The sequence below is a fragment of the Corynebacterium hansenii genome (genome assembly GCF_030408795.1).
Lineage (GTDB): Bacteria > Actinomycetota > Actinomycetes > Mycobacteriales > Mycobacteriaceae > Corynebacterium > Corynebacterium hansenii.
Genome location: NZ_CP047211.1, coordinates 2362390 through 2383847 on the forward strand (window position 1 = coordinate 2362390; position 21458 = coordinate 2383847).

Consider the following 21458-nt stretch of genomic DNA (forward strand, 5'->3'; position numbering starts at 1 on the left):
TCAGGATGGTCACGCGACCACCGCCAGCAGCACCAGCCACGCGATGGCCAGCACGGCGACGATCACACCGGTGACGATGGCCACGACGGTGGCGTCGCCCGTGATGCGGCGGCGCCGGCGATGCCGCGGACGCGGGCGGGGGCCGTAGGTGCGCGGCACCCGGTCGGCGTAGAGCATCCGGGCCGTCGACAACCACGTCGGGGTGACGGGGCCGTCTTCGGCGCGGCGGGACGAACGGTGGGTGGTCATCGTGTGGACTCCGAATCGTGGTCAATGGCGTCGGCCCAAGCGATGAAGTTCGCCAGGGCGGCGCGGGTTTTCTGGTCAGGCTGGTCATCAATCCAGGTGCGTAGGTCCGCCAGGGGCACGAAGCGGCCCATGCCAACCTGCGGGGGCCGCGGCAGAGTGGCCCGGCGGGGAATCACGAACGCGCGCGGCATGACGTCGCAGACGTCGCCGAGGTGAAGGGCGTCGACGCGGCGGGGCTCGGCGGCGGGGTCGACCCACGTCACCATCACCAGGCGGCCGCCGGCGGCCGGATACCGCAGTCGCGCGAGGAGCTGGGTCGTCATGGCACGACCTCTTCGATCCGGCGGGCGGTGCACCACAGCTCGCGGGCCGCCCACGTCCAACCCACAACGCCGACGCCCCAGAGCAGAGGCACAGCGTTGAGCGTCTCGGACGCGGTCACGGCGGTCTGCACCAGCGCGTGGACGGCCATCACGCCGGCGGAGACGGAAAGCAGCCGGCCGACGGTGGCGATGCGGTCGCGGGCATCCCACACCGCGCGGTACGCGCCGCGGTAGCGATTCGGGAAAAGCGCTTCGGCGAGCTCGTGCTCGGCGTCGAAGTCGACGGAGACCCAGTGCGGAAGATCAGGCATTGTTGGCCGCCTTCCGGGCCAGGCCGACGAACTCGGCAATGCGCTCGAAATCCATGCCGGACCACCACTCGGATGTGCCATCCGGGCGGACGCCAAGGACGACAGGCGCCTCGCGGAATCCGGCCTCCTCGGCGAAGGCGAGAATGCTGTCGTCGAGCGCCTTCACGGTGACCGGAACGTCGTGCCGGGTGAGCATGGCCTGGGTGCGGCGGCACTGCGGACAGTTCGGCGCCGTCCACATCACGACGGACATCGGCTCGGCCGTCGGCGGGCGAATGCCCCGCAGGTCTTGACGGAGTCCCATCAGGCCACCTGCCTCGGGTCGACGGGGAAACCCTCAACCATGACGCGGTCGACCTCGGCCGCGAGGATCTTCCAGTGCTCGCGGGAGCCCGCGCGCTTCGGCATCGTGCGGAGCCGGCCGCACTGGCACCAGCGGTAGACCCGCTGGACGTCGATGTCGAAAATCGACGCGAATTCGGCGACGGATACGGTCCGGCGGCCGGTGACGGGCTGAGTGACGTGATCGGCCATCGTCAACACCCCTCGGGGATTGGATCGAGATCGGGTAGGATGCATGTCAGTTCCTTTCGAACTGGACGGTCCGCGATACCTGTTGCAGCAGGTGCGGGCCGTTTTTTCGTATGGGTGGATTGGTGGTGCGCAGCCCTGCCGGCCTGAGGAGAGCGCCGGAAACGCGCAGGCCATGGGGCGGGCTTTACGGCGAAGAACAAGAAAGACCGCGTTGACGCACCGGCTAGATGGGGCCCGGGTGTGCATCGGTGGCCCCGGGGTGGGACCGGCAGCCGACGCCGCGGGGGAAGCAACCCCGGGTCCCGGTGCCCGCCGGGGACTCGAACCCCGGTGTCGGCCAGTCGGGCCGCGCCACCGCCGAAGCGGGGCGTCTTCGCGTCATGACCTGCCGGTATGCTGGGAACATGGCGAATCCGGCAGAACTTCTTCACGCTCAACTCACGGCGTGGAACCATGACAACTCGAAGACGACGGCCGTCGGCAGGGAGCTGGCTAAAGACCCTCAGTGGCGTTCTCACCGCACGGCTGTCGAACTTTTGGGCGCGATCGAGACGCTTCTCGACGAGTACGCGACAACCGGCGAGCTCGACGTGTCCGAGTGGAAGAAAGAGTTCCCGAATTGGTGCAGAGCTGTCTTCGCATATCCCAACGGGTGGAACACCGCGAACAGCAGCATCGATCCTCAATCGCTTCGAATGCTGGCGATGCTCGGCACAATGTTGCGGATGACGCAACCGAAGATCACGTCCGAAGGCGTCGAGCAAATGAACGCCAGGCTGGACGAGGTTCGCCAGACTCAACGAGACCGGGCCGAACACGTTCCACACGACCTGAATCGCCACCTGACTTACGTCATTGCGCACCTCCAGTTGTGCCTGGACGACTTTGCGCTCCGGGGCGAGTTTGATCTGCAGAAGGCCTTGATCGAGCTGCGAAGCATCATCGTGCTGCTCACGGAAGCCGACCCGGAAGGCGAAACCTTCTGGGCGAAATTCAAGGGCTGGTTCGGCGACGTTTTCGTTGGGGGCGTGGCTGGTGCTGCAAGCAAGCAGATCGGCATCGCGGCGGTAAACGCAGCGTTGCCTCCGGGGATGGGAAGCTGACCTACCCATCGCCCCGCCCTCCCCTGCCGGCGAGGTCGAGCAGCTCGTCCATTGCCTCGTTGATGACGCGGCCTGACGGCCGGCCCGACAGGACCTGTTCGCGGATCCGGACGAGCACGCGGTAGGCGGTGAAGTACTCCAGGAGCGGAAGCCCCTCGGGTGCGTAGCGGCGACCGTTCATGGCGACGTCGCCTGGCTTGATGCCGCTCATCACGCCACCTCATCGTCGGTGGTCGGCCCGAGGGAGCCGCGGACGATCCACTCGTCAGCGTCCGCCGCGTCGAGCTGATTGATGTCGGTGATGCCGTCGGCGAGCATCTCGTCGGCGACGGTCTCGACGTAGCAGCGGTCGGCCCAGTCGTCGCCGAGGACGGCGGCAGCGCGGCGGCGGATCTGCGTGGTCAGCCAGATACGTGCGTCTTCCATCACGCGGCCCCCGCTTTCCGCTTGTCGACGCCAGGCAGCGGAGGATCGATTCGCTCGAATCCGAGCTTCTTGCGGATGAAGTTGATTCCCGACGGCTGCACGTACGTCGTGTACGAGCAGCCAACGTCGCCGTTCTTCTTCTCGAACTCGTGCGGGATAACCTCGAAGTGGTGCATGTACTTCTGATATGGAGTGTTGCGCTTGCTGCCGGACGCAATGAACACGCCTCGGTTGCGCAACTCGCGGAACAGCCGGTTCTGGCCGATTCCGAGCATCTTTCCGACGTTGCCCACCGAGTACTTGCCGGTGGCGTCGAGGAAGGAGTCGTATGCCTCGGCTTTCGGCTCGAGCTCCTTGTTCTTCGCCTCGAGCTGGAGCCGCTCGGTCTCGGCGTTCATCGCGATCTGGATGAGCTCCATCCGCGTGATCGACGCGCCGTCGATGGGCGGCGCGGCGAGGCGCTTCTCCATCTCGGTGAACGCGCGGATGAGGGCCTTCTTGAATTCGATGACGACGGCGTTGTTGCGGAACAACGTCATCGCGAACATCGCGTGCTCGCGGTTGAGGACGGCGACTTCTCGACTCTGCGTTCCTCCCGCCGTTTCGAAGGGTCGGATTTCAAATCCGACCCTTCCGAAGTCCTCGAAGTCGGTGAGGTTGGTGCGGATCAGCTTGATCACGCTGGCGTGCTGCAGCCCGGTCCCAGCCGCGATTACCTCGCTGGTCGTCGTCGGGATGCCGTTGGCGTTGGTCTGGACGAGGTCGTTCATCACGCGGCCCCCGCTTCCCGCTTCGCGACGCCCGGCGCGACAGCCTTTTGCCGCTTGGGCGGATAAGCGGTTTCAAGCGATCCAGCCTCGAGCCCGTAGGCGCGCTCGAGATGTCCGAGCAGCTCTACGCTGGCTCCGCGGTGGCCGAGTTCGACGGCCGAGATAGTCCCGCGGCCGTACTGGTGCCCAGTCATTTCGAAGATGCGGGCGCGCAGCTCGTCGATGGTGATGCCGATTGCCAGTCTGAGGCTCCGGATCGAGAGCATCGGGACCCGATCATTCCGAAGTCGATCTTCGAAGGACTCTTGCACGAGACCCTTGGGTTCCTTGGTTTCCATGCTTGCAAACCTACCGCAATCCAAAGCGTTGTCAAGCCCAAGCTTGGATATCTGTCGATGAAATGCAGAAACACAAGCTTGATTTTCAAGGTCTGCGCAGCTCACAGCGTTGTTGTTCGCCGTTCCGCCCTTTGGTTTGCTCAACTTTTCCGGCACACTGAAGGCATGACACGATCTGTGGAACGCTTGGGAATCCATGTTCTTCGCCGCCGCGAGGGGCTTCGGATGAGCCAGATCGACGTCTGGAAGGCCGGCGGACCGTCGAACAGCGTCATGACCGGCCTCGAACGCGGTAACGCGAAAAGCGTCTCAGCGAAAACGCTGGCCAAACTCGATGTCGCGCTCGAGTGGGAACCCGGCAGCGCCCGGCGCGTTTACGAGGAAGGCGGTGAGCCTGTCGAGTTGGCGAGGCCCGGACTGTCGCATAGCGGCAGTGTTCTGAGTGGCCCGGCCGGGCCTCTTCCCAGGGGTCGCGGCGCGCCCGGCGCGTCGTTGGTTGGAGATTCCGAAACTGCAGGGTTGGAACGCGGTGTGGACACGATCGGAAGTCCGCTTGCATCCATCGATCTCAGCGGCATCATCTGGCCATCGATGCTCGACGCCGTCACCGCCGCGGGAGTGCCCAAGGACATTGTGTCCACGTTCAAGCGGGCCTCCGACACCGCCGGTTCCATTCTCCTCGACAAGCTGACCCCGCACCTACCCGTCGAGGAGCGAGCGCGGCTGGCGTGGGAGATCGTTGAGCGACTGAAGGCACGGGGCATCGACGTCGAGAAGCTGATCGATGAGCAGGAATCCGCAAGCGATGAGCTCGCCGCACGGCGCGATTCGAACAGCGAGGTCCGTTCGATCCGGAACGTGGTGGATGATGACGATCCGACGGCCGGCATCGATCCGACGAGGTACGCGGCGCATCCGCAGACCGAGCCGTTGGAGGAAGACAACCCGACGCCATGACGAGGAGGACACCGTTGCTCGACGTTCCCGATCAGCTGGCCGCCGGCATGGGGCTGCGCGTCGACGAAGTGCCCCTCGATGACGGATGGCCGCACGGCTTGTGGGTGCCGGAGCGGCGGCAGATCATCCTGCGGTACGGGCTCGATCGCGTTACCCGCCGGTGCGTGCTGGCGCACGAGCTCGGGCACGCCCACCACCGCGACGTCCGCAGCGGGTTCGACTCGCTGGATAGCAGGGCAGAGCGCCGCGCCGACGCGTTTGCGGCGCTGCTTCTGATCTCGCCGGTCGAGTACGCCCTGGCCGAAGAGCTCCACGGGCCGTCGATCGCCGGCCTCGCGCACGCACTCGACGTCACCCCTCACCTGATCCGCGTGTGGCGCGGAGAACATGAAAGGACTGGAGGATGAGTGGAAACCACCGGATGGCCGCCAGCAAAAGCGCCACCGTCGCCGCCGTAGGTGAGCACGCCTACAAACCGGCGCTACGCAACGTCCCCGGCGGCGAAGTATGGGTTGAGCTGATCCCCGAACCCGACAACCCCTACGACTCGCACGCCATCAGCGTCCGCTACCGAGGCAACGTGATCGCCTACGTTCCACGCGATCGCACCGGCCGCTACTGGAACAACGTGTGCCGCATCGTCGCAAGCGGAAAGACCCCGACCGCAAAGGCGAAGATCTACCATTCCAGCGGCGACTTCCACGAAGTGAGCCTCTTCATCCTCGCCGGAGACCGCGGTCTCGGTTCCACAGCTGGACTCGTCGCGAAGGCAGACAGCTACGACGTGCCCGGCGCGTACCGGAAGACCGCCGGCGCGCCGCGCAAGAGTTCATCGAGCCAGCCGCGGCTTTCGGCACCGTCTGAGAAGTTCGGTGCGCCCCGGCCCAGCGACGTCGCGTTCACGGACCGCGACCGGCAGCGCGAGGCACAACGGCGCCGCCTGGAGCAAGAGAAGCGAGACCGCGAAATCACCAGGGCGGCCAACCCGACCGAAGACAACAAGTCAGGTGAGAGCACCGCAGGCCTGATCGTTGTGATCGGGGCCATCCTGTTCCTCCTACTGCTCCTCGTCCTCTGACCGGCAGAAGCAAAAACGCCGGCCCTGCCGCTCACCTGGGCAGTGACACGCGGCAGGGCCGGGGATACGGTGCCGCCGCGTGGGCGGCCCGCTGACACGAAGGATACGGCATGGCGTCGATCACCCCGTACAAGACAAAGTCCGGGCGCCGCTGGCAGGTGCAGTACACAAAGCCAGACGGCACCAGAAGCAAGAAACGCGGCTTCGCCACAAAAGCCGACGCCACTGCTTGGGAACAGGACCAAGGCCACGCCAAACGCGCCGGCACCTGGGTAGACCCTGCACGGGAGCAGACCACCATCGAAGCCATCGGCACCCGATGGCTCGCCGCACAGACCCACCTCAAGCCCTCCACGACAGCGGTAACCGAACAGGCGTGGCGCATCCGCGTGCAGCCACGATGGGGAGCCCGCACAGTAGGCAGCATCAGGCGCTCCGAAGTTCAGGAATGGGTCGCCAGCCTCAACACCTCCGCCTCCACCGCCCGGCGCGCCCACTCGTGCCTCGCGCAGGTGCTGGACATGGCGGTGGCTGATGGGTGCCTGTCGGTGAATCCAGCGCGGGGGATCACGCTTCCGCGGCGGTCGAAGGGCGTGAAGGTGTACCTGACGATGGAACAGGTGCGGTCGTTGGCCGAGCACTGCACGGTGAAGTCGGAGATCATCTGGGTGCTGGCGACGACGGGGATGCGGTGGTCGGAGCTGGCGGGGCTGCAGGTCGGTGATCTCGACCTCGAGCGGCGGCGGGCGCGGTTGCAGCGCGCGGCCGTGACCGTCAACGGACGCGTCGAGGTGGGCACGCTGAAGTCCCACGAGGCCCGCAGCGTGGCTATCCCCGCCTTCGTGTGCAACCTGCTCGCCCCGCTCGTGGAGGGGCGCCCACGGGGCGCGTGGGTGTGGGAACGGGCAAACGGCGAGCCACTCGTCCTGATCGGCAAGAAGACGTGGTTCCACGGGGCCCGCGATCGGACGATGGCCGATGACCCGGATTTCCCGCGAGTGACGATCCACGGGCTGCGGCACGTCGCCGCGGGGCTGCTGGTGTCGGCGGGCGCGAGCGTGAAGGTCGTCCAGAGGCAGCTGGGGCACTCGTCGGCGGCGATGACTCTGGACGTGTACGCGGACCTGTTCGACGGTGACCTCGACGCTGTTGCCGACACGATGGAGGAAATCCACAACGGGCTCGGCGCCCTGCGGCCGGCACCCGACGAGGCGAAACGCGCGTAGCAAAGTGAGCCAAAAGTGAGCCACGAGCCACCGTTCCCCATTTTTGTATGCAGGTCAGAGGTGTTTTTTGGCCTAATCACATCCGGCTTCGAGTCCTGGCGGGGGAGCTTTTCCATCCATCGCACCGGGCGCGTTTCTTTGCACCGGACCGGGCCCTCTTCTTTCCGCCGCACCGCGCCCGCGCGCGCCACGCGAATTCGTCAAATCCGGTTCGACTTAGGGAACACTCGGTCGAAATGTCGGGGTGCAGGCCGATAACCTGCAGGCATGGCGCTCTACGACAAACTGGTCTCCCCCGCCGACACCTCGGACATGCCCGACGAGGTCGCCCGCGACATCCCGGCCAACGGCATGAAGTTCATCGCCGCCAACGGCCTGCAGAACGCCGGCGACCAGGTGATCAACCCCAAGACGGTGCTGCCGTGGCTGCTGACGGCCCAGGGCGCGCCGGGGCTGGCCATCGCGCTGCTGGTCCCCGTCCGCGAGTCGCTGTCGATGCTGCCCCAGGCCGCGATGACGCCGTGGGTGAAGCGCCGCGCCCACCGGAAGTCGGTGTGGGTCGGCGGTTCGGTGACGCAGGGCGCGATGGCGCTGATCATCGCGTTGGCGGCGGCGGTGCTCGACGGCACGGTCGCCGCGGTGGCCATCCTCGCGGCGCTGGCCGTCTTCGCGCTCGGGCGCTCCATGTGCTCGATCGGCTCGAAGGACGTCCAGGGCCGCACCATCCCGAAGGGCCAGCGCGGACAGATCACGGGCTTGGCGACGGTCCTGTCCGGCGTCGTCGCCATCACCCTCGGACTGGGCATCCGCTGGCTCGGCGGCGACGACCTGCCGAAATCGGTGCTGACGTGGATGATCGCCGCCTCCGCCCTGACGTGGTTCATCGGCGCGGTCATTTTCCACCGCGTCACCGAACCGGCGGGCGAGACGTCCGAGGAATCCGCGGGATCGTGGGTGAAGGACTCGTGGGACCTGCTCGCCGGCGACGCGCCGTTCCGCAACTTCGTCATCGTCCGCTCGCTGCTGCTCGTCTCCGCGCTGTCACCGGCCTTCTTCGTGTCGCTGTCGGCCGAACGCGGCGGCGGGGAGCTCTCCGGGCTGGGCCCCTTCCTCATCGCCTCGGGCGCCGCGGCCATCTTGGGCGGCGAGGTCTCCGGCAAGCTGAGCGACAAGTCGTCGAAAAGCACCATGACCTGGGGCGCGGGCCTGGCCTCCGTGATCCTGCTCGCCGTGATGGCGCAGGTGACCTTCGCCGAGAGCTGGTCCGGCTGGGCGCTGCCGGTCGCGTACTTCCTGATCACCCTGACGCACACCGGCGTGCGCGTGGCCCGCAAAACCTACGTCGTGGACATGGCCGAAGGCGACCAGCGCACCACCTACGTCGCCGTGGCGAACTCGGCGATGGGCGTCATTTTGCTGGCCACCGGCGCGATCTCGGGAGGCCTGGCGACGCTCGGCACCATGTGGGCGCTCGGCTTCTTCGCCCTGCTCGGCTTCATCGGCGTCGCCATGGCCAGCGCACTGCCGGAAGTGTCGGCCAACGCCTGACCCGTGGCGGGGCGGCGCGGCGGGTAGGGTTTCCGGAGGATCCACGACGAACCGCACGTCCCACGACGAACCGCACGAGGAGGCTCACATGAGCAACGGCACCGGCACGCCGACCGCCGTCGTCATCCTGGCCGCAGGCCAGGGCACCCGCATGAAGTCGGACACCCCGAAGATGCTGCACGCGATCGGCGGGCGCACGATGCTGGAGCATGCCCTGTATGCCGCCCACGGCGTCGGCCCGGCCGAGATCGCGGTCGTCGTCGGGCACCAGCGCGAGAAGGTCATCGACGCCATCTCCGGGTGGACCGCCGACCAGCCCGAGGGGGCGCTGCCCAACGGCGTGGGCATCGCCCACCAGGAGGAGCAGAACGGCACCGGCCATGCCGTGCAGTGCGCCCTCGCGGACGCCACGCTCGCCGAGTTCGAGGGCACCGTCCTGGTGACCACCTCGGACGTGCCGCTTCTCGACGCCCCGACGCTGTCCGCGCTGCTCGCCGAGCACAACCGCAAGCCGCGCGCCGCGGTGACCGTGCTGACGTCCACGGCGGAGAACCCGCACGGCTACGGCCGCATCATCCGCAACTCCGACGGCGAGGTCCTGCGCATCGTCGAGGAAAAGGACGCCACCGACGACGAGCGCCAGGTCACCGAGGTCAACTCCGGCGTCTACGCCTTCGACGCCGCCACGCTGCGCGACGCGCTGACCAAGCTGAACACCGACAACGCGCAGGGCGAGCTGTACCTCACCGACGTCATCGGCATCGCCCGCGAGGCCGACCGCTCCGTGCGCGGCCACCGCCTGGACGACGCGATGGTCGTCGCCGGCGTCAACGACCGCGTGCAGCTGGCGAACCTGGGCGCCGAGCTCAACCGCCGCCTCACCGAGAAGGCGATGCGCGGCGGCGCCACCATCGTCGACCCGGCCACCACGTGGATCGACGTCGACGTCGAGATCGGCCGCGACGTCACCATCCTCCCCGGCACCCAGCTGCTGGGCGCCACCAAGATCGCCGACGGCGCCACCGTCGGCCCGGACACCACCCTGCGCGACGTGACCGTCGGCGAGGGCGCGACGGTCTTCCGCGTCCACGGCACCGACTCCGTCATCGGCGCCGGCGCCGAGGTCGGCCCGTTCACCTACCTCCGCCCCGGCACGGTGCTCGGCGAGGAGGGCAAGCTCGGCGGCTTCGTGGAGACCAAGAAGGCCGTCATCGGCCGCGGCTCGAAGGTCCCGCACCTGACCTACGTCGGCGACGCGGAGATCGGCGAGCACTCCAACATCGGCGCGTCCAGCGTCTTCGTCAACTACGACGGCGTGAACAAGCACCGCACCGTCATCGGGTCCCACGTGCGCACCGGCTCCGACACCATGTTCATCGCCCCCGTAAAGGTCGGTGACGGCGCGTATTCCGGGGCGGGTACTGTAATCAAGGACGACGTTCCCCCCGGGGCGTTGGCGGTCAGCGGTGGCCCCCAGCGAAACATCGAGGGGTGGGTCCAGCGGAAGCGGCCGGGCACCCCGGCGGCGGAGGCGGCCGAAGCGGCGCAGGCCGCGGCGGGCGAATCCTCCTCCGACTCCGACGGTGTCCCGGGCGACAACCCCGACGCCTCCGCGTAAGCCGAAGAACGACCAGGAAGGCCAGGCCGACTAGATGACCGGCGAGTGGATCGAAAACCGAAAGAACCTCATGATCTTCTCCGGGCGCGCGCACCCGGAACTGGGCGAGGCCGTGGCGAAGGAGTTGGGCGTCGAGCTGACGCCGATGACCGCCCGGGACTTCGCCAACGGCGAGATCTTCGTGCGTTTCGAGGAGTCCGTCCGAGGCTGCGACGCCTTCGTCCTGCAGGCGCACCCGGCGCCGCTGAATAAGTGGCTCATGGAGCAGCTGATCATGATCGACGCGCTGAAGCGCGGCTCGGCGAAGCGCATCACGGCGATCCTGCCGTTCTTCCCCTACGCGCGCCAGGACAAGAAGCACCGCGGCCGCGAGCCGATTTCCGCCCGCCTGGTCGCGGATCTGCTCAAGGCCGCCGGCGCGGACCGCATCGTGTCGGTTGACCTGCACACCGACCAGATCCAGGGCTTCTTCGACGGCCCGGTGGACCACATGCACGCCATGCCGATTCTGGCGGACTACATCAAGGCCAATTACTCGATGGAGAACCTCTGCGTGGTCTCCCCCGACGCCGGCCGCGTGAAGGTGTCGGAGAAGTGGGCGAACACGCTGGGCGATGCCCCGCTGGCGTTCATCCACAAGACCCGCAGCGTGGACGTGGCCAACGAGATCGTGGCCAACCGCGTCGTCGGCGACGTCGACGGCCGCGTGTGCCTGCTCATCGACGACATGATCGACACCGGCGGCACGATCGCCGGCGCGGTGAAGGTGCTGCGCGAGGCCGGTGCGGCCGACGTCATCATCGCCACCACGCACGGCGTGTTCTCGGGCCCGGCGGCGGAGCGCCTGTCGCAATGCGGCGCGCGCGAGGTCATCACCACCGACACCCTGCCGCAGAGCACGGAGGGCTGGGACAACCTGACCGTCCTGCCGATCGCGCCGCTGCTGGCGCAGACGATCCACGAGATCTTCGAGAACGGCTCCGTCACCACCCTTTTCGAGGGCCAGGCGTAGTTTCCCGTTCCGCTTCACGACGTCCCGGCCGCACGCCATGCGCGGCCGGGATTTCTTTTCGCCCGCGCAGCGCTTTTGACCTGGCCCCGCTTATCGTCAGCGCACCATTCGTCGCCGGTGCACCATTCGTCGCCAGCGCTCCACATCTGACCCGGCCACAACTGCTCACCCCGTCCACCGCAACCTTTTGGAGAATCATGAGCACCGACGCACCCGTGTACCGCCCCGCCACCGAGGCCGACCGCCCGCTGATCCGCCGCTTCCACGAGCTGGCGGACGCGTGGGGCGATGAACCCGCCGAGCGCGGCGAGAGCTTCGAGCAGGACGAGGTGCGCTACGTCGACCAGTGGTCGGCCGAAGCCGACGGCGGCATCATCGTCGAGATCGGCGGGGAGGTCGCCGGCGGCGCCTGGTTGCGCCACTTCACCGAGGACAACCCCGGTTGGGGCTACGTCGCCGACGAATACCCCGAGGTCGCCATCGCCCTCGAGTCCGAGCACACCGGCCGGGGTCTCGGCGGCGAGCTCATGCGGCGGATCCTCGACGTCGCGCGGGAGCGGGATGCGCCCGGGGTGTGCTTGTCGGTGGAGGTCGGCAATGAGCGGGCGATCCGCTCGTACAAAAAGGTCGGTTTCGGGCTCGTCGGCGACGGCGACGATGGGGCCGGCGGTTACACCATGCTGTACCGCTTCTGAGGTTCGCTTTCCGACGGCTTCGGCCCCCGGTTCCGCCCCGCACCAGTGGCTTCGACCCCGGTTCCGCCCCGCCCCCAAGACTTCGGCCCCGGTTCCGCCTCGACCGTGCGGCACCGCCACGCATGTCGCCAACCCTCCCACAGATGCGCCAGTTACGTGCAGATGCGCCTGTTGCAACGGGCGCATCTGCATGTAACGGGCGCATTTGGCGGAGGTACCTCATACTGCGGCGGTGAGCGGGGCGGCGAATCCGGGGACCGTGAAACCGGCTCCGGCACCGACCCGGCGGTGACGCTTCCCGCCGCCGTTCATTTCGGCGGGCCGAACCTACGGGGATGCTGCCCGCCCACTTCGAATGCCGCCGCTGGCGCTCCCAGATGCGCCAGTTCCCGCCGACTTTTCCCAGATGCGCCAGTTCCGTGCAGATGCGCCTGTTGCAACGGGCGCATCTGCATGCAACGGGCGCATTTGGCGGAGGAGTTTCATGATGCGGCGGTGGAGCCGGTTCCAGCGCCTGCTCCGCGTGCAAATCGGCCCATACGGCGTTAAACAGGTCGGCGGGTGCACCGGGGCTGGTGGGCCGTCGTCAAGCGAGTCGGCACCCAAGCCGTCAAGCACGCCGACACCCATGCCGCCACGCAAGAGAAGCCCACGCCGCAGCGCAAAACCAACCCGGGCGATTTCGCCCGCCGCAACCCATCGGGTACCATTCCACGAGTTATGTCTCGGCGAGGGTGGCCCGAGGCGCGGGAACGGTCCCGCGGCAACGGCCCCGTTATCGACGCGACGCATGCAGCACCCGGCGCCCGCCGCTCCCCACCGGGGAACCGCGGCCGACCCGGACGCGTGCCACGTGATCGACTCCCGAACCCCGACGATTTGCAGGAGTCAGATATGGCGAAGCCCAACATCATCAAGCTGGAAGCCCGCGAGCGCACCGAGTTCGGCAAGGGCGCCGCCCGCCGCGCCCGCGTGGCCGGCGACATCCCGGTGGTCATCTACTCGAAGGACCTGGACGCCCCGAAGCACGTCCTGGTCGACTCGATCGAGTTCCACGGCGTCATCCGCAACTACGGCGTCAACGCCGTCCTCGACCTCGACATCGAGGGCGAGTCGCAGCTGTCCATGGTCAAGGCCCTGGACCAGAACCCGCTGACCCTCAACATCGACCACGCCGACCTGCTGGGCATCCACCGCGGCGAGAAGGTCGAGGTCGAGGTCCCGGTCGTCGCCGAGGGCGAGCTGGCCCCGGGCAACGCCCTGCTCATGCAGGACGCCGACACCATCCTGGTGCTCGCCCCGGTGCTGTCCATCCCGGAAGAGATCACCGTGTCCGTCGAGGGCCTGGACGTGGGCGCGCAGATCCACGCCGAGGGCGTCACCCTGCCGGAGGGCCTGGAGCTCGCCGACGATCCGGAGCTGCTGATCTTCAACATCGTCGAGCCGGAGGAGGACCCGGCCGGCGACGTCGACGCCGACATCGAGGGCATGGGCGACGCCGAGCTGCCCGAGGAGCCCAAGGCCGAGGAGGGCGAGGGCGAGGAGTAATTCCTCCCCCGCGCCGGTCCCCGACCGGTTGCCCCTGCTTTGCGACGAGCCCCCGCCGGATTCGGTTCCGGCGGGGGCTTCGCCGTGTCCGAGGGGCGGGGGCGACGGCGTGGGAGAACGTCCGCTCCATGTTTGCCCGGGCGGGCGTAGCATTTCCGCTCATGAACCGCATGCGCGATCGGCTGGCCCGCGATCTCCCCTATCCCGTCGTCCTCGCGGCGGCGTGGGCTGCGTGCGCGGTGCTCATCGCGGGCGCGGCGTGGGTGGCGGGGACGGTGGTGGGCAAGCTGCTCATCGTGATCATCCCGCTGGCGGTGGCGGTGCTGTTCTCCGCGATGCTCTCGCCGCTGGCCCGGTTCCTGCGGCGGACGCTGCGGTTCCCGAGCGCCCTGGCCGCGCTGGCGTCGGTGTTCGTGCTGCTCGGCGTTTTCGTCGGCGGTTTCGCGCTGGCCACCGAGCGCCTGGCGGTGGGATTCGGGCAGCTGCGGCAGGGCGCCCGCGAGGGCATCGACCAGGTGATGGCGTGGCTGCGCACCGGCCCGCTGCACCTGTCCATCGACCCGGGCACCGACGTCACCGCCGGGATCCGCGACTGGGCCGGGCAATCGTCGGGCGCATTGGCGTCCGGGGCGCTGAGCATCGGCGCGACGGCCGTCGACGTCATCGCCGGAATGCTGATCTGCCTGCTCTCCCTGTTCTTCTTCCTGCACCAGGGCGACCGGATCTGGCGGTTCTGCCTGCGCTTCGTCCCCCGCGGCGCCCGCGCCGAATTCCACGAGGCCATGCGGCGCGGCTGGGTGAGCCTGGGCAACTACAGCCGCACCCAGATCGGCGTGGCCGCCATCAACGCGGCCGGCATCGGCATCGGCGCCTGGATCATGGGCATCCCGCTGGTCATCCCGTCGACCATTCTGGTGTTCCTGGCGTCCTTCGTGCCCATCGTCGGCGCCATCGTCTCCGGCGCCGTGGTGGTGCTGATCGCGATGGTGGACAAGGGGGCGATGGCCGCGCTGATCATGCTGGCGATCGTCGTCGGCGTGCACTTCCTGGAGACCCACGTGCTGCAGCCGTTCCTGATGGGCCACGCCGTCAGCATCCACCCGCTGGCCGTCATCGTGGTCGTCGCGGCCGGCACCTACCTGTTCGGCCTCGCCGGCGCGCTGTTCGCGGTCCCGCTGACCGCGCTGCTGAACAGCTCCATCGGGTACGCCATGGGCAATGATCCTTTCCCCGCGCTGGTCGACGGCGGGCCGGGGGCTGGCGGGGAAACCGCGGGAGAAGCCGCCGTGGAACCGGATGGGCATCGCCCGCGGGGGTCGTCGTAAAGCTGCTGTGGGATGATGGCGGACATGTTCGGTCGCTCGAAGCCCTCCCCCGCCCCCTCCGACGCCCCGCCGATCCTCGTCGTCGGCCTGGGCAATCCCGGCCCGAAGTACGCCGACACGCGGCACAACGTCGGGCAGATGGTGCTCGACGAACTCGCCGATCGGACGTTGCCCATGCCGTCGACGTTCTCGGCGCACAAGCGCTCCAACGCGGAAATCGTGCAGACGCGCTGGACCGTCGGCGCCGGCGACGAGGCAGTCGAGCGGCAGGTGATCCTGGCCAAGCCGCGGACGTACATGAACGTCTCCGGTGGGCCGATCAGCGCGCTGGCGAAGTTCTTCAACGTCGAGCCCGGCGACGTCATCGTGGTGCACGACGAGCTGGACCTCGACCCCGGCGTCATCCGCCTGAAGCGCGGCGGCGGCGAAGGCGGGCACAACGGCCTGCGGTCGACGTCGAAGTCGCTGGGCACCAAGGACTACCTGCGGGTGCGCGTGGGCATCGGCCGCCCGCCGGGGCGACAGGACCCGGCCGATTTCGTGCTGCGCCCGTTTTCCACCGCCGAGCGGCGCGACCTGCCGTTCTGGCTGCAGGACGCCGCCGACGCGGTCGACCTGCTGGCCCGCCACGGCCTGGAGGCCGCGCAGAACCAGGTGCACCAGCGGTAGGGGCTCGGAGGCGGTCGGCGTTCAGCGGGAGGTAGGGGTTCAGGGGCGGCCGGGCGCCCGACGTTCAGGTGCGCCGTTCGTTCACGGGCGGTGCCCCGCCGAACGTCCCCGGCGCAGCATCACGGCACCCACCGCCGCAACGAGGACCAGGTCCGCGACCGCCATCGCGATGAGCATCATCCCGGGCCCCGCGGCCGCCGCGATCGCCCCGCAGACGATGGCGCCCGCGGGGATGAGCACGCGATCGGCCGACGCGAAACCGAGCACCGCGCCACGGCTGTCCGGCGGGCTGAGGGCGATGACGGCCAACCGGTTCGTCGTCCGGTAGATCTGCCCGATCGCGCCGAGAACCGCGAACGCGGCCAGCGCCGCGAGCAGATGGCCCTTCGACGGCGGCTGCCCCGCAACGACGAGCGCGCCGCCCGCTACGAGCACCGGGACCGCGACTGCCGCGGCGGACACCGCGGCCCACCGGCCGGGGTCGCGGACCTTCCTTTTCCGCAGCCACAACGTCGCCGCGACCGCGCCGAGGGCGGCGCTCGCCGACCCCGCGGCGGCACCGACGCCCCTCGCCCCGAATGCCCCATCGGCGAACACCACGGGGATCATCGCGGTGTAGGGGAACACGGCCAGCATCGGCCCGATGGCCAATGCGATTTGCGGCCCCAGGAGCGGCTCCGCACGCAGCGCGGCACGGAGACCCCGCGGCGACTCCCGGTCGCGCTTGACGACGGACCCGCCGCCGCGCGCAGCGGCCCGCTCGACGGAACCGAGGATCACCGCGGAGCCGGCGGCATGCGCGACGAGCACGGGCATCATGGCGGCGACCGGACCCGAGGCCGCGAGCAGCAGGCCGCTCACCATCGGCCCGACGATCAGGCTGAGGGTGCCGATGGTCGCCAAGTCGGACATGCCGCGGACCATGCCCCCTTCGCCGGTGGCGCGGGTGACCGCGATCTGCCGGATGGCGGGTTCCGGGGCCGTGAGCAACGATCGCGCACCGATGATCCCGATGGCCGCCCACGCCCACGGCGCGGCCGGAGCAGCAGGAGCGACCGCCGTGGCCGCCGTGGCCGCCGCAGGCGCGGCAGAGGACGGGTCCGTGGGAACAGCCGGAGCCGCCGCCATGATCGCCGCGATGCCGACCGTCGCCACCGTCGCCGCGCACCCCATCCACAAGAGCAGTCGCGCGGGATTGCCCCGATCGGCGATCGCCCCGGCTACGGGGCCGGCGAAGAGAAGCGGCACCAGTCGGGCGGCCGTGGCCACCCCGATCATCCGGGGATCACCGGTGACGGCCAGCACCCACCAATTGAGCACCACCAACTCCGCGGCACCCGCGAACCGTACCGCGGCCGCCGACGTGAGCAACCGCTTCAGCGGCGCCGCGGAGCCATCGGCCCTGCGACGCAGCATCATCGGCCGACGACCCCCGCACGTTCGCGTTCGTGGGACGGGGCCAGCAGCGGGTTCGGCACCGCGACGTAATCGTCGCCGCCCGAAGTTCCGAGGGCCATGGTGACGAAGGCCTTCTGGTCGAGCGTCGGGCCGAGGAGAGCCTCCGCGTCGCCGTCGGGCACGTGACCGCGGTGCTCGTCCAGAAGATCGTCGACCACCCGGCGGACCACGGCCCACCACTGGGCCGCGTCACCGCCGAAGACCCTCCGCAACTCCTCGACGATCCCGTCGAGGTTGCCGAAGAACAGGGCGTAATGCCCCTTGCGCCGGAACTCCGCCACATCGTCGGTCACGGTGACCGCACCGTCGCGGGCGGGAACCGCGAACCCGGATTCGCGGAGCCGCGGCGGGAAGATGCGCAACCCCGAGAAATCGCGGAGCATCAGCCCCCGGTACCGCACGGCTCCCCCGTCGACGGCCACGCGCACCATCGTGTTCTGCAGGTGCGCTTCCAGGGCGACGCCGTGCCGCCACATCAACGGAAGCGCGAGTCCCAGCAGATCCCGGGCGTAGGCGCGCAGCCAACCACGTGGATCCGACTCCGCCAGCGCCGCGACCGGGCTTTCCTCGCCCGCGGGAAGCCCGCGCAGCGAATTCGCGCCGACGACGATCTCATCCGCGCCCGCCAGCGCGGAGGGATCTTCCCTGATCAGGCAGGACAGGCCGCGGCGGACGGCCGGTTCGTCCCGAGGTCCGCGATAGGCGACGCCCGCGATCTCCGGAACGATGATGGTCGGTCGTTCCTCCCGCCGGGCGACGGAGTCGGCGAGAGTGCGGACCAGATCCGCGACGGCCGGGGTACCCAGGGCCGACTCCTGCGAGATGGACCGCCGCGTCGACGTCAGCGTCACGTCGAGGGCGGTCTTTATCATCGGCCGCCTGCCATCGATCCCGGGTGCCACCGGAACCGAGGTCCGCAGCGAAATCGTCGGACGGACCGGAAGAGTCGCCGTCGTGGCGGGCACGATCAGGCCTTCCTCGACTTCGCGGGAGAACTCGGACGCGATGATCGACGAGTACTGCCAGGGGTGAACGGGGATGATCCGCGATGCCCCGATCAAGTGAGGAGCGCGCGCACCGATTTCGGCGTCCACGGCGTCGAAGAGGTCCGGGTAGCAGCGGCGCAATTCGCCCTCGACGCCCCGGACCCCGACCTCTTCGACCAGTCCTTCCGACACGGCGACCAGCAGCAGCTCGACGACGGGCCCGTGCTCCGGGCCGAAGCGGACCGAATCCGCCGGCGAGAACCCCCTGCGCAGTTTCGCCAGGGGGTGCACGTTGTGGCCGGCGACGACGAGCGAATCGGCCAGGGGGCCGGCCAACTGCTTCGGTGCCGTCCCCAGCGTTTCCCAGTGCCGCCCCGCGCCGCCGGCCGCCTTCTCCCGCAGACGCATTCCGCGCAGCCGCCGATCGACGGCGGCTGCGGTCAGGGCGAGGTTGTCGGACGCATTCGACGTGTCCCGGGCCAGCGCGGCCAAACGATCGGGGGCCACGCCCTCGATTCGCGCGCTGGTTTCGAGCCGGTCCGCCACGATCCGGCGCGCCTCGCCGTCGTCGGCCCGGTGCCGGGCCGGGGCGGCCCCATGCAGCGGGTTGTCGACGCGGACGTACTCTTGGTCGGTCACCGCACCGCTCAGGCGCATGGCCAGCACCCGTTTCAGGGGCAGCTCCGGTCCGAGCATCGCCTCGAACACCGCCTCCGCGTCGCCGAGACGGCCATCGCCGGGAAGGCCGGAAAACGCTCCGGAGCACCGCGCCGCTTCTTCGGCGATGCGTTCCGCGACCACCCCGTATGGCACGGACGCCGGAACGGACGCGTCTTCGGCCACGCGGGCCAGTCCGACGATCGTGTTCATCAGGAGCGGGTAGGAGAGTTTGTCCACCGCGGCGCGGCGGTCGCCGGCGACGAGCGCCGTCCCCTCGAGGCTGCTCATCAACTCGTCGGCCGCCGTTGCTCCGGCCAATCGCGACCCCGCCACCACGCGGGCGCCGCCGTTGTCCCTGACCACCGCGCACCGGGGCATGCCGTCGCGCAAAACGAGAACCGCATTCTGGGGATGCGGCTCCAGCGCCACGCCCCACCGGGCGAGCAGCGCGATGGACGGCGCGACGAGGACGTCGGCAAGCGCCGCGAACCATGCCTCGGCGACCTCCGCCACAGTCATGGGCACGGCCGCACGCCCGCGGATCGATTCGAAGACGTCGATCAGGATCGGACGCCCGGTCAGCGGGTTGGACGCCTGCAGCGCGGCGATCGGCAGGGGCACGTCTTCCCCAATGGCCGGGGCCGCGGGATCATCGCGGACGATGGCCCCGAAGCAATGGGCCCGGATCCCCTCCTCCGCGCGGAACCCGACGCCGGCCATGTCGTCGGCGACGTGGAACGCGGGCGCGTCGTCGCCGGTGCGGGGGATGAAGCCGGGGTCGAGGGCGAGGGCTCGCCGCACGGAGCCGGAAACCGCCGGCCCCGCCAGCGCTCCGCGGGAGATGCCGCGGATGGCTCCCGTGAGTTGGGCTTCCAGGGCCAATTTGACGTGGACCGCACCCGAGCCGTCGTCGGCGCCCACCCGCACGGTGCGCACCGACATCAGCGGTTCGGCGGACGCCGTCGCGTCCAGCAAAACGACGCGGCCGGCGTCGATCTCGGCCGCGAATTCCGTGGAGATGACCTGCTCCCACTGCCATGGATGCACGGGGATGACCGCGAATCCGGCGATGTTCCGGGCGTCGAGTTCCTCCCGGATGGCACCGGCCAGCGCCGGCAGCCTCGCTCCGAGGGCCTCGAGGATCGGCCTTCCGGTCTCGACGACCTTCGCCGGGTCGACGGCGGCGAATCGAAGGGTCACCCGTTCGACCTGCTCCGGCAGCACGTCGCGGTAGCCGTCGCCGAGCCCGAGGCTCGTCTTCGCGCACGGGTGGGCCGGGTGCCCCTCCCCCACGAGTTGCTCGAAACGCGCCAGGAGGGCCGACGGCCCACGGTCCCCGGGAAGGCACCGCCGCCGGCATTCCCGGACCAGCGCATCGAAGCCCGATTCCTGCGAGGCTCGACCGGCGGTATTCGCCTGCTTTGCGACGGCCCACCGTTCGCGCAGACCGGCCCGTGCCCGCGCCAATCCCGTCACCCCATCGGAGAGCTCTTCGAGGAGCCGAGGCAGATTCGGGACAGGGCCGGCGAATCTTCCCGCTCGCGCGAGTTCGCCGACGATTTCCGCCGGTTCTCCGGCTGCCCGGAACTCATCGGCCTCCCGCTCCGTCAGCGGCGGGGCGAGCAACCTTTCCCGGTCGAGCGCGGTGAGCAGGCGCTCGACGATCTCGGCACGCGCGCCGGGATCCGCGCCGCCATCCCCCGTTTCCTCCCCCGCTCCATCACCGTTCGTCGAACCGACGAGTCTTCGTCGGTGTTCACGTGCATTGGACTCCAGATCGAAAACCATGAAGGTGAGGCTAACCTTTAACAAGAAGGTTGACATGCGGAATCGGCAATTCCCTTCCCGTTTCCGGATCGCGCACCATCAGACAATCGACGCCGAAAACGTCGCGCACCAGGTCACGGGTGAGCACCTCCCCCGCCTCCCCTTCGGCGACGATGGCGCCACCGGACATCGCGATGACGTGGTCGGCGAACCGGGCCGCCTGCGTCATGTCGTGGAGGACCATCGCCACGGTGCGCCCCTCGGCGTTGAGCCCCCGGACCAGCTCCAGCGTCGCCAGCTGATGGGCGGGGTCGAGGTAGGTCGTCGGCTCGTCGAGAAGCAGAATCCCCGCCTCCTGCGCGACGGTCATGGCGATCCACGCCCGCTGCCGCTGGCCGCCGGACAGCGCGGTGGCGGGCGCGTCGAGAAGCTCCGCCACCCCGACGCGCGCGGCGGCGGATTCCACGGCGCGGTGATCGACCTCCGACAGCGCCGCGAACGCGCCGGTGAAGGGGTACCGGCCGAAGGCGATGAGCTCCCGCACCGTGATGCCCTCCGGCACGACGGGCTGCTGCGGCAGGAAGGAGACCTCCCGCGCGAACGCGCGTGCCGACGATGCGCCGACGTCCGCCCCGCCCAGGCGCGCCTGGCCCGCCGACGGCCGCAGCTGGCGGCCCAGGGTCTTCAGCAGCGTCGACTTGCCGCACCCGTTCGGGCCGATCAGCGCGGTCACGCGACCGTCGGGGATGGCGACGTCGACCCCGTCGAGCACCGGTTCGCCGCCGTAGCCGACCACGAGGCCGACGCCGGACAGGCCCTTTTCCGGGGCTTTCCGATTCCGCGGAGTTTTCACGATC

24 protein-coding genes are annotated in these 21458 nt (G+C 69.2%); 12 read left to right on the plus strand and 12 right to left on the minus strand.

The window, feature by feature from the left end:
- Nucleotides 1-9: 9 nt before the first annotated feature.
- From CHAN_RS10400 to CHAN_RS10420, 5 genes are read right to left on the minus strand one after another with little or no spacing between them, the layout of a single operon-like run.
- A complete protein-coding gene (locus CHAN_RS10400; RefSeq protein WP_048744729.1) occupies nt 10-249 on the minus strand; it encodes a hypothetical protein in 240 nt (79 codons plus the stop codon).
- The gene (locus CHAN_RS10405; protein WP_290289520.1) at nt 246-572 is read right to left on the minus strand and encodes a hypothetical protein; all 327 of its coding nucleotides are present in this window, start codon (nt 570-572) and stop codon (nt 246-248) included. Before CHAN_RS10405 ends, CHAN_RS10400 begins: the two co-directional genes overlap by 4 nt.
- Nucleotides 569-883 (minus strand): hypothetical protein, encoded by a 315-nt coding sequence (locus tag CHAN_RS10410; RefSeq protein ID WP_290289522.1) that lies wholly within the window; start codon nt 881-883, stop codon nt 569-571. The genes CHAN_RS10405 and CHAN_RS10410 overlap by 4 nt, the downstream gene beginning before the upstream one ends.
- Nucleotides 876-1187, minus strand: a complete 312-nt coding sequence (locus CHAN_RS10415; protein WP_153251653.1) for a glutaredoxin family protein — start codon at nt 1185-1187, stop codon at nt 876-878. Before CHAN_RS10415 ends, CHAN_RS10410 begins: the two co-directional genes overlap by 8 nt.
- Nucleotides 1187-1417 (minus strand): helix-turn-helix domain-containing protein, encoded by a 231-nt coding sequence (locus CHAN_RS10420; protein ID WP_290289527.1) that lies wholly within the window; start codon nt 1415-1417, stop codon nt 1187-1189. The genes CHAN_RS10415 and CHAN_RS10420 overlap by 1 nt, the downstream gene beginning before the upstream one ends.
- 404 nt (nt 1418-1821) lie before the next feature.
- Between CHAN_RS10420 and CHAN_RS10425 the strand changes: the two genes are divergently transcribed.
- Nucleotides 1822-2520, plus strand: coding sequence for a hypothetical protein (locus CHAN_RS10425; protein ID WP_290289529.1), 699 nt, complete (start codon nt 1822-1824; stop codon nt 2518-2520).
- 1 nt (nt 2521) lies between these two features.
- On the opposite strand, the gene CHAN_RS10430 is transcribed toward CHAN_RS10425, so the two are convergent.
- Genes CHAN_RS10430 through CHAN_RS10445 form a run of 4 tightly spaced genes read right to left on the minus strand, consistent with a single transcriptional unit; the run spans nt 2522 to nt 4054 of the window.
- Nucleotides 2522-2731, minus strand: coding sequence for a hypothetical protein (locus CHAN_RS10430; protein WP_290289532.1), 210 nt, complete (start codon nt 2729-2731; stop codon nt 2522-2524).
- Entirely contained in the window at nt 2731-2946 is a 216-nt protein-coding gene (locus CHAN_RS10435; protein WP_290289533.1) for a hypothetical protein, read from the minus strand. Before CHAN_RS10435 ends, CHAN_RS10430 begins: the two co-directional genes overlap by 1 nt.
- On the minus strand, nt 2946-3716 hold the full coding sequence (locus CHAN_RS10440; protein ID WP_290289535.1) for a phage regulatory protein/antirepressor Ant: 771 nt from the start codon (nt 3714-3716) through the stop codon (nt 2946-2948). Before CHAN_RS10440 ends, CHAN_RS10435 begins: the two co-directional genes overlap by 1 nt.
- Nucleotides 3716-4054: a hypothetical protein gene (locus tag CHAN_RS10445; protein ID WP_290289537.1), complete on the minus strand. Its 339-nt coding sequence runs from the start codon at nt 4052-4054 to the stop codon at nt 3716-3718. The genes CHAN_RS10440 and CHAN_RS10445 overlap by 1 nt, the downstream gene beginning before the upstream one ends.
- A gap of 225 nt (nt 4055-4279) precedes the next feature.
- Here CHAN_RS10445 and CHAN_RS10450 point away from each other — a divergent pair, with 225 nt between their 5' ends.
- The 11 genes from CHAN_RS10450 (at nt 4280) to pth (ending at nt 15730) form a co-directional block, all read left to right on the plus strand.
- Nucleotides 4280-5011, plus strand: coding sequence for a hypothetical protein (locus tag CHAN_RS10450; RefSeq protein ID WP_290289540.1), 732 nt, complete (start codon nt 4280-4282; stop codon nt 5009-5011).
- Complete coding sequence (locus CHAN_RS10455) at nt 5008-5418, plus strand: ImmA/IrrE family metallo-endopeptidase (RefSeq protein WP_290289542.1); 411 nt, start codon at nt 5008-5010, stop codon at nt 5416-5418. The genes CHAN_RS10450 and CHAN_RS10455 overlap by 4 nt, the downstream gene beginning before the upstream one ends.
- A 14-nt stretch (nt 5419-5432) precedes the next feature.
- On the plus strand, nt 5433-6089 hold the full coding sequence (locus CHAN_RS10460; RefSeq protein WP_290289543.1) for an HIRAN domain-containing protein: 657 nt from the start codon (nt 5433-5435) through the stop codon (nt 6087-6089).
- A gap of 110 nt (nt 6090-6199) precedes the next feature.
- On the plus strand, nt 6200-7315 hold the full coding sequence (locus tag CHAN_RS10465; RefSeq protein WP_290289571.1) for a site-specific integrase: 1116 nt from the start codon (nt 6200-6202) through the stop codon (nt 7313-7315).
- A 267-nt stretch (nt 7316-7582) separates the two neighbouring features.
- A complete protein-coding gene (locus tag CHAN_RS10470; protein WP_290289573.1) occupies nt 7583-8863 on the plus strand; it encodes an MFS transporter in 1281 nt (426 codons plus the stop codon).
- Nucleotides 8864-8951: 88 nt separating this feature from the next.
- On the plus strand, nt 8952-10481 hold the full coding sequence (gene glmU / locus CHAN_RS10475) for a bifunctional UDP-N-acetylglucosamine diphosphorylase/glucosamine-1-phosphate N-acetyltransferase GlmU (protein WP_290289575.1): 1530 nt from the start codon (nt 8952-8954) through the stop codon (nt 10479-10481).
- 34 nt (nt 10482-10515) lie between these two features.
- Nucleotides 10516-11493, plus strand: coding sequence for a ribose-phosphate diphosphokinase (locus CHAN_RS10480; protein WP_048741356.1), 978 nt, complete (start codon nt 10516-10518; stop codon nt 11491-11493).
- A 197-nt stretch (nt 11494-11690) separates the two neighbouring features.
- Complete coding sequence (locus CHAN_RS10485; protein ID WP_290289579.1) at nt 11691-12188, plus strand: GNAT family N-acetyltransferase; 498 nt, start codon at nt 11691-11693, stop codon at nt 12186-12188.
- An 894-nt stretch (nt 12189-13082) separates the two neighbouring features.
- Complete coding sequence (locus CHAN_RS10490) at nt 13083-13736, plus strand: 50S ribosomal protein L25/general stress protein Ctc (protein WP_290289581.1); 654 nt, start codon at nt 13083-13085, stop codon at nt 13734-13736.
- A 161-nt stretch (nt 13737-13897) separates the two neighbouring features.
- Complete coding sequence (locus tag CHAN_RS10495; protein ID WP_290289583.1) at nt 13898-15061, plus strand: AI-2E family transporter; 1164 nt, start codon at nt 13898-13900, stop codon at nt 15059-15061.
- A gap of 24 nt (nt 15062-15085) precedes the next feature.
- Nucleotides 15086-15730 (plus strand): aminoacyl-tRNA hydrolase, encoded by a 645-nt coding sequence (gene pth / locus CHAN_RS10500; protein ID WP_290289584.1) that lies wholly within the window; start codon nt 15086-15088, stop codon nt 15728-15730.
- An 81-nt stretch (nt 15731-15811) separates the two neighbouring features.
- Here the strand turns inward: pth and CHAN_RS10505 are convergent, their stop codons facing one another.
- Genes CHAN_RS10505 through CHAN_RS10515 form a run of 3 tightly spaced genes read right to left on the minus strand, consistent with a single transcriptional unit; the run spans nt 15812 to nt 21454 of the window.
- Nucleotides 15812-17149 (minus strand): MFS transporter, encoded by a 1338-nt coding sequence (locus CHAN_RS10505; protein ID WP_290289586.1) that lies wholly within the window; start codon nt 17147-17149, stop codon nt 15812-15814.
- The gene (locus CHAN_RS10510) at nt 17146-20622 is read right to left on the minus strand and encodes an IucA/IucC family protein (RefSeq protein WP_290289588.1); all 3477 of its coding nucleotides are present in this window, start codon (nt 20620-20622) and stop codon (nt 17146-17148) included. The genes CHAN_RS10505 and CHAN_RS10510 overlap by 4 nt, the downstream gene beginning before the upstream one ends.
- A gap of 10 nt (nt 20623-20632) precedes the next feature.
- Nucleotides 20633-21454, minus strand: a complete 822-nt coding sequence (locus tag CHAN_RS10515; RefSeq protein WP_290293467.1) for an ABC transporter ATP-binding protein — start codon at nt 21452-21454, stop codon at nt 20633-20635.
- Nucleotides 21455-21458 lie beyond the last annotated feature (4 nt).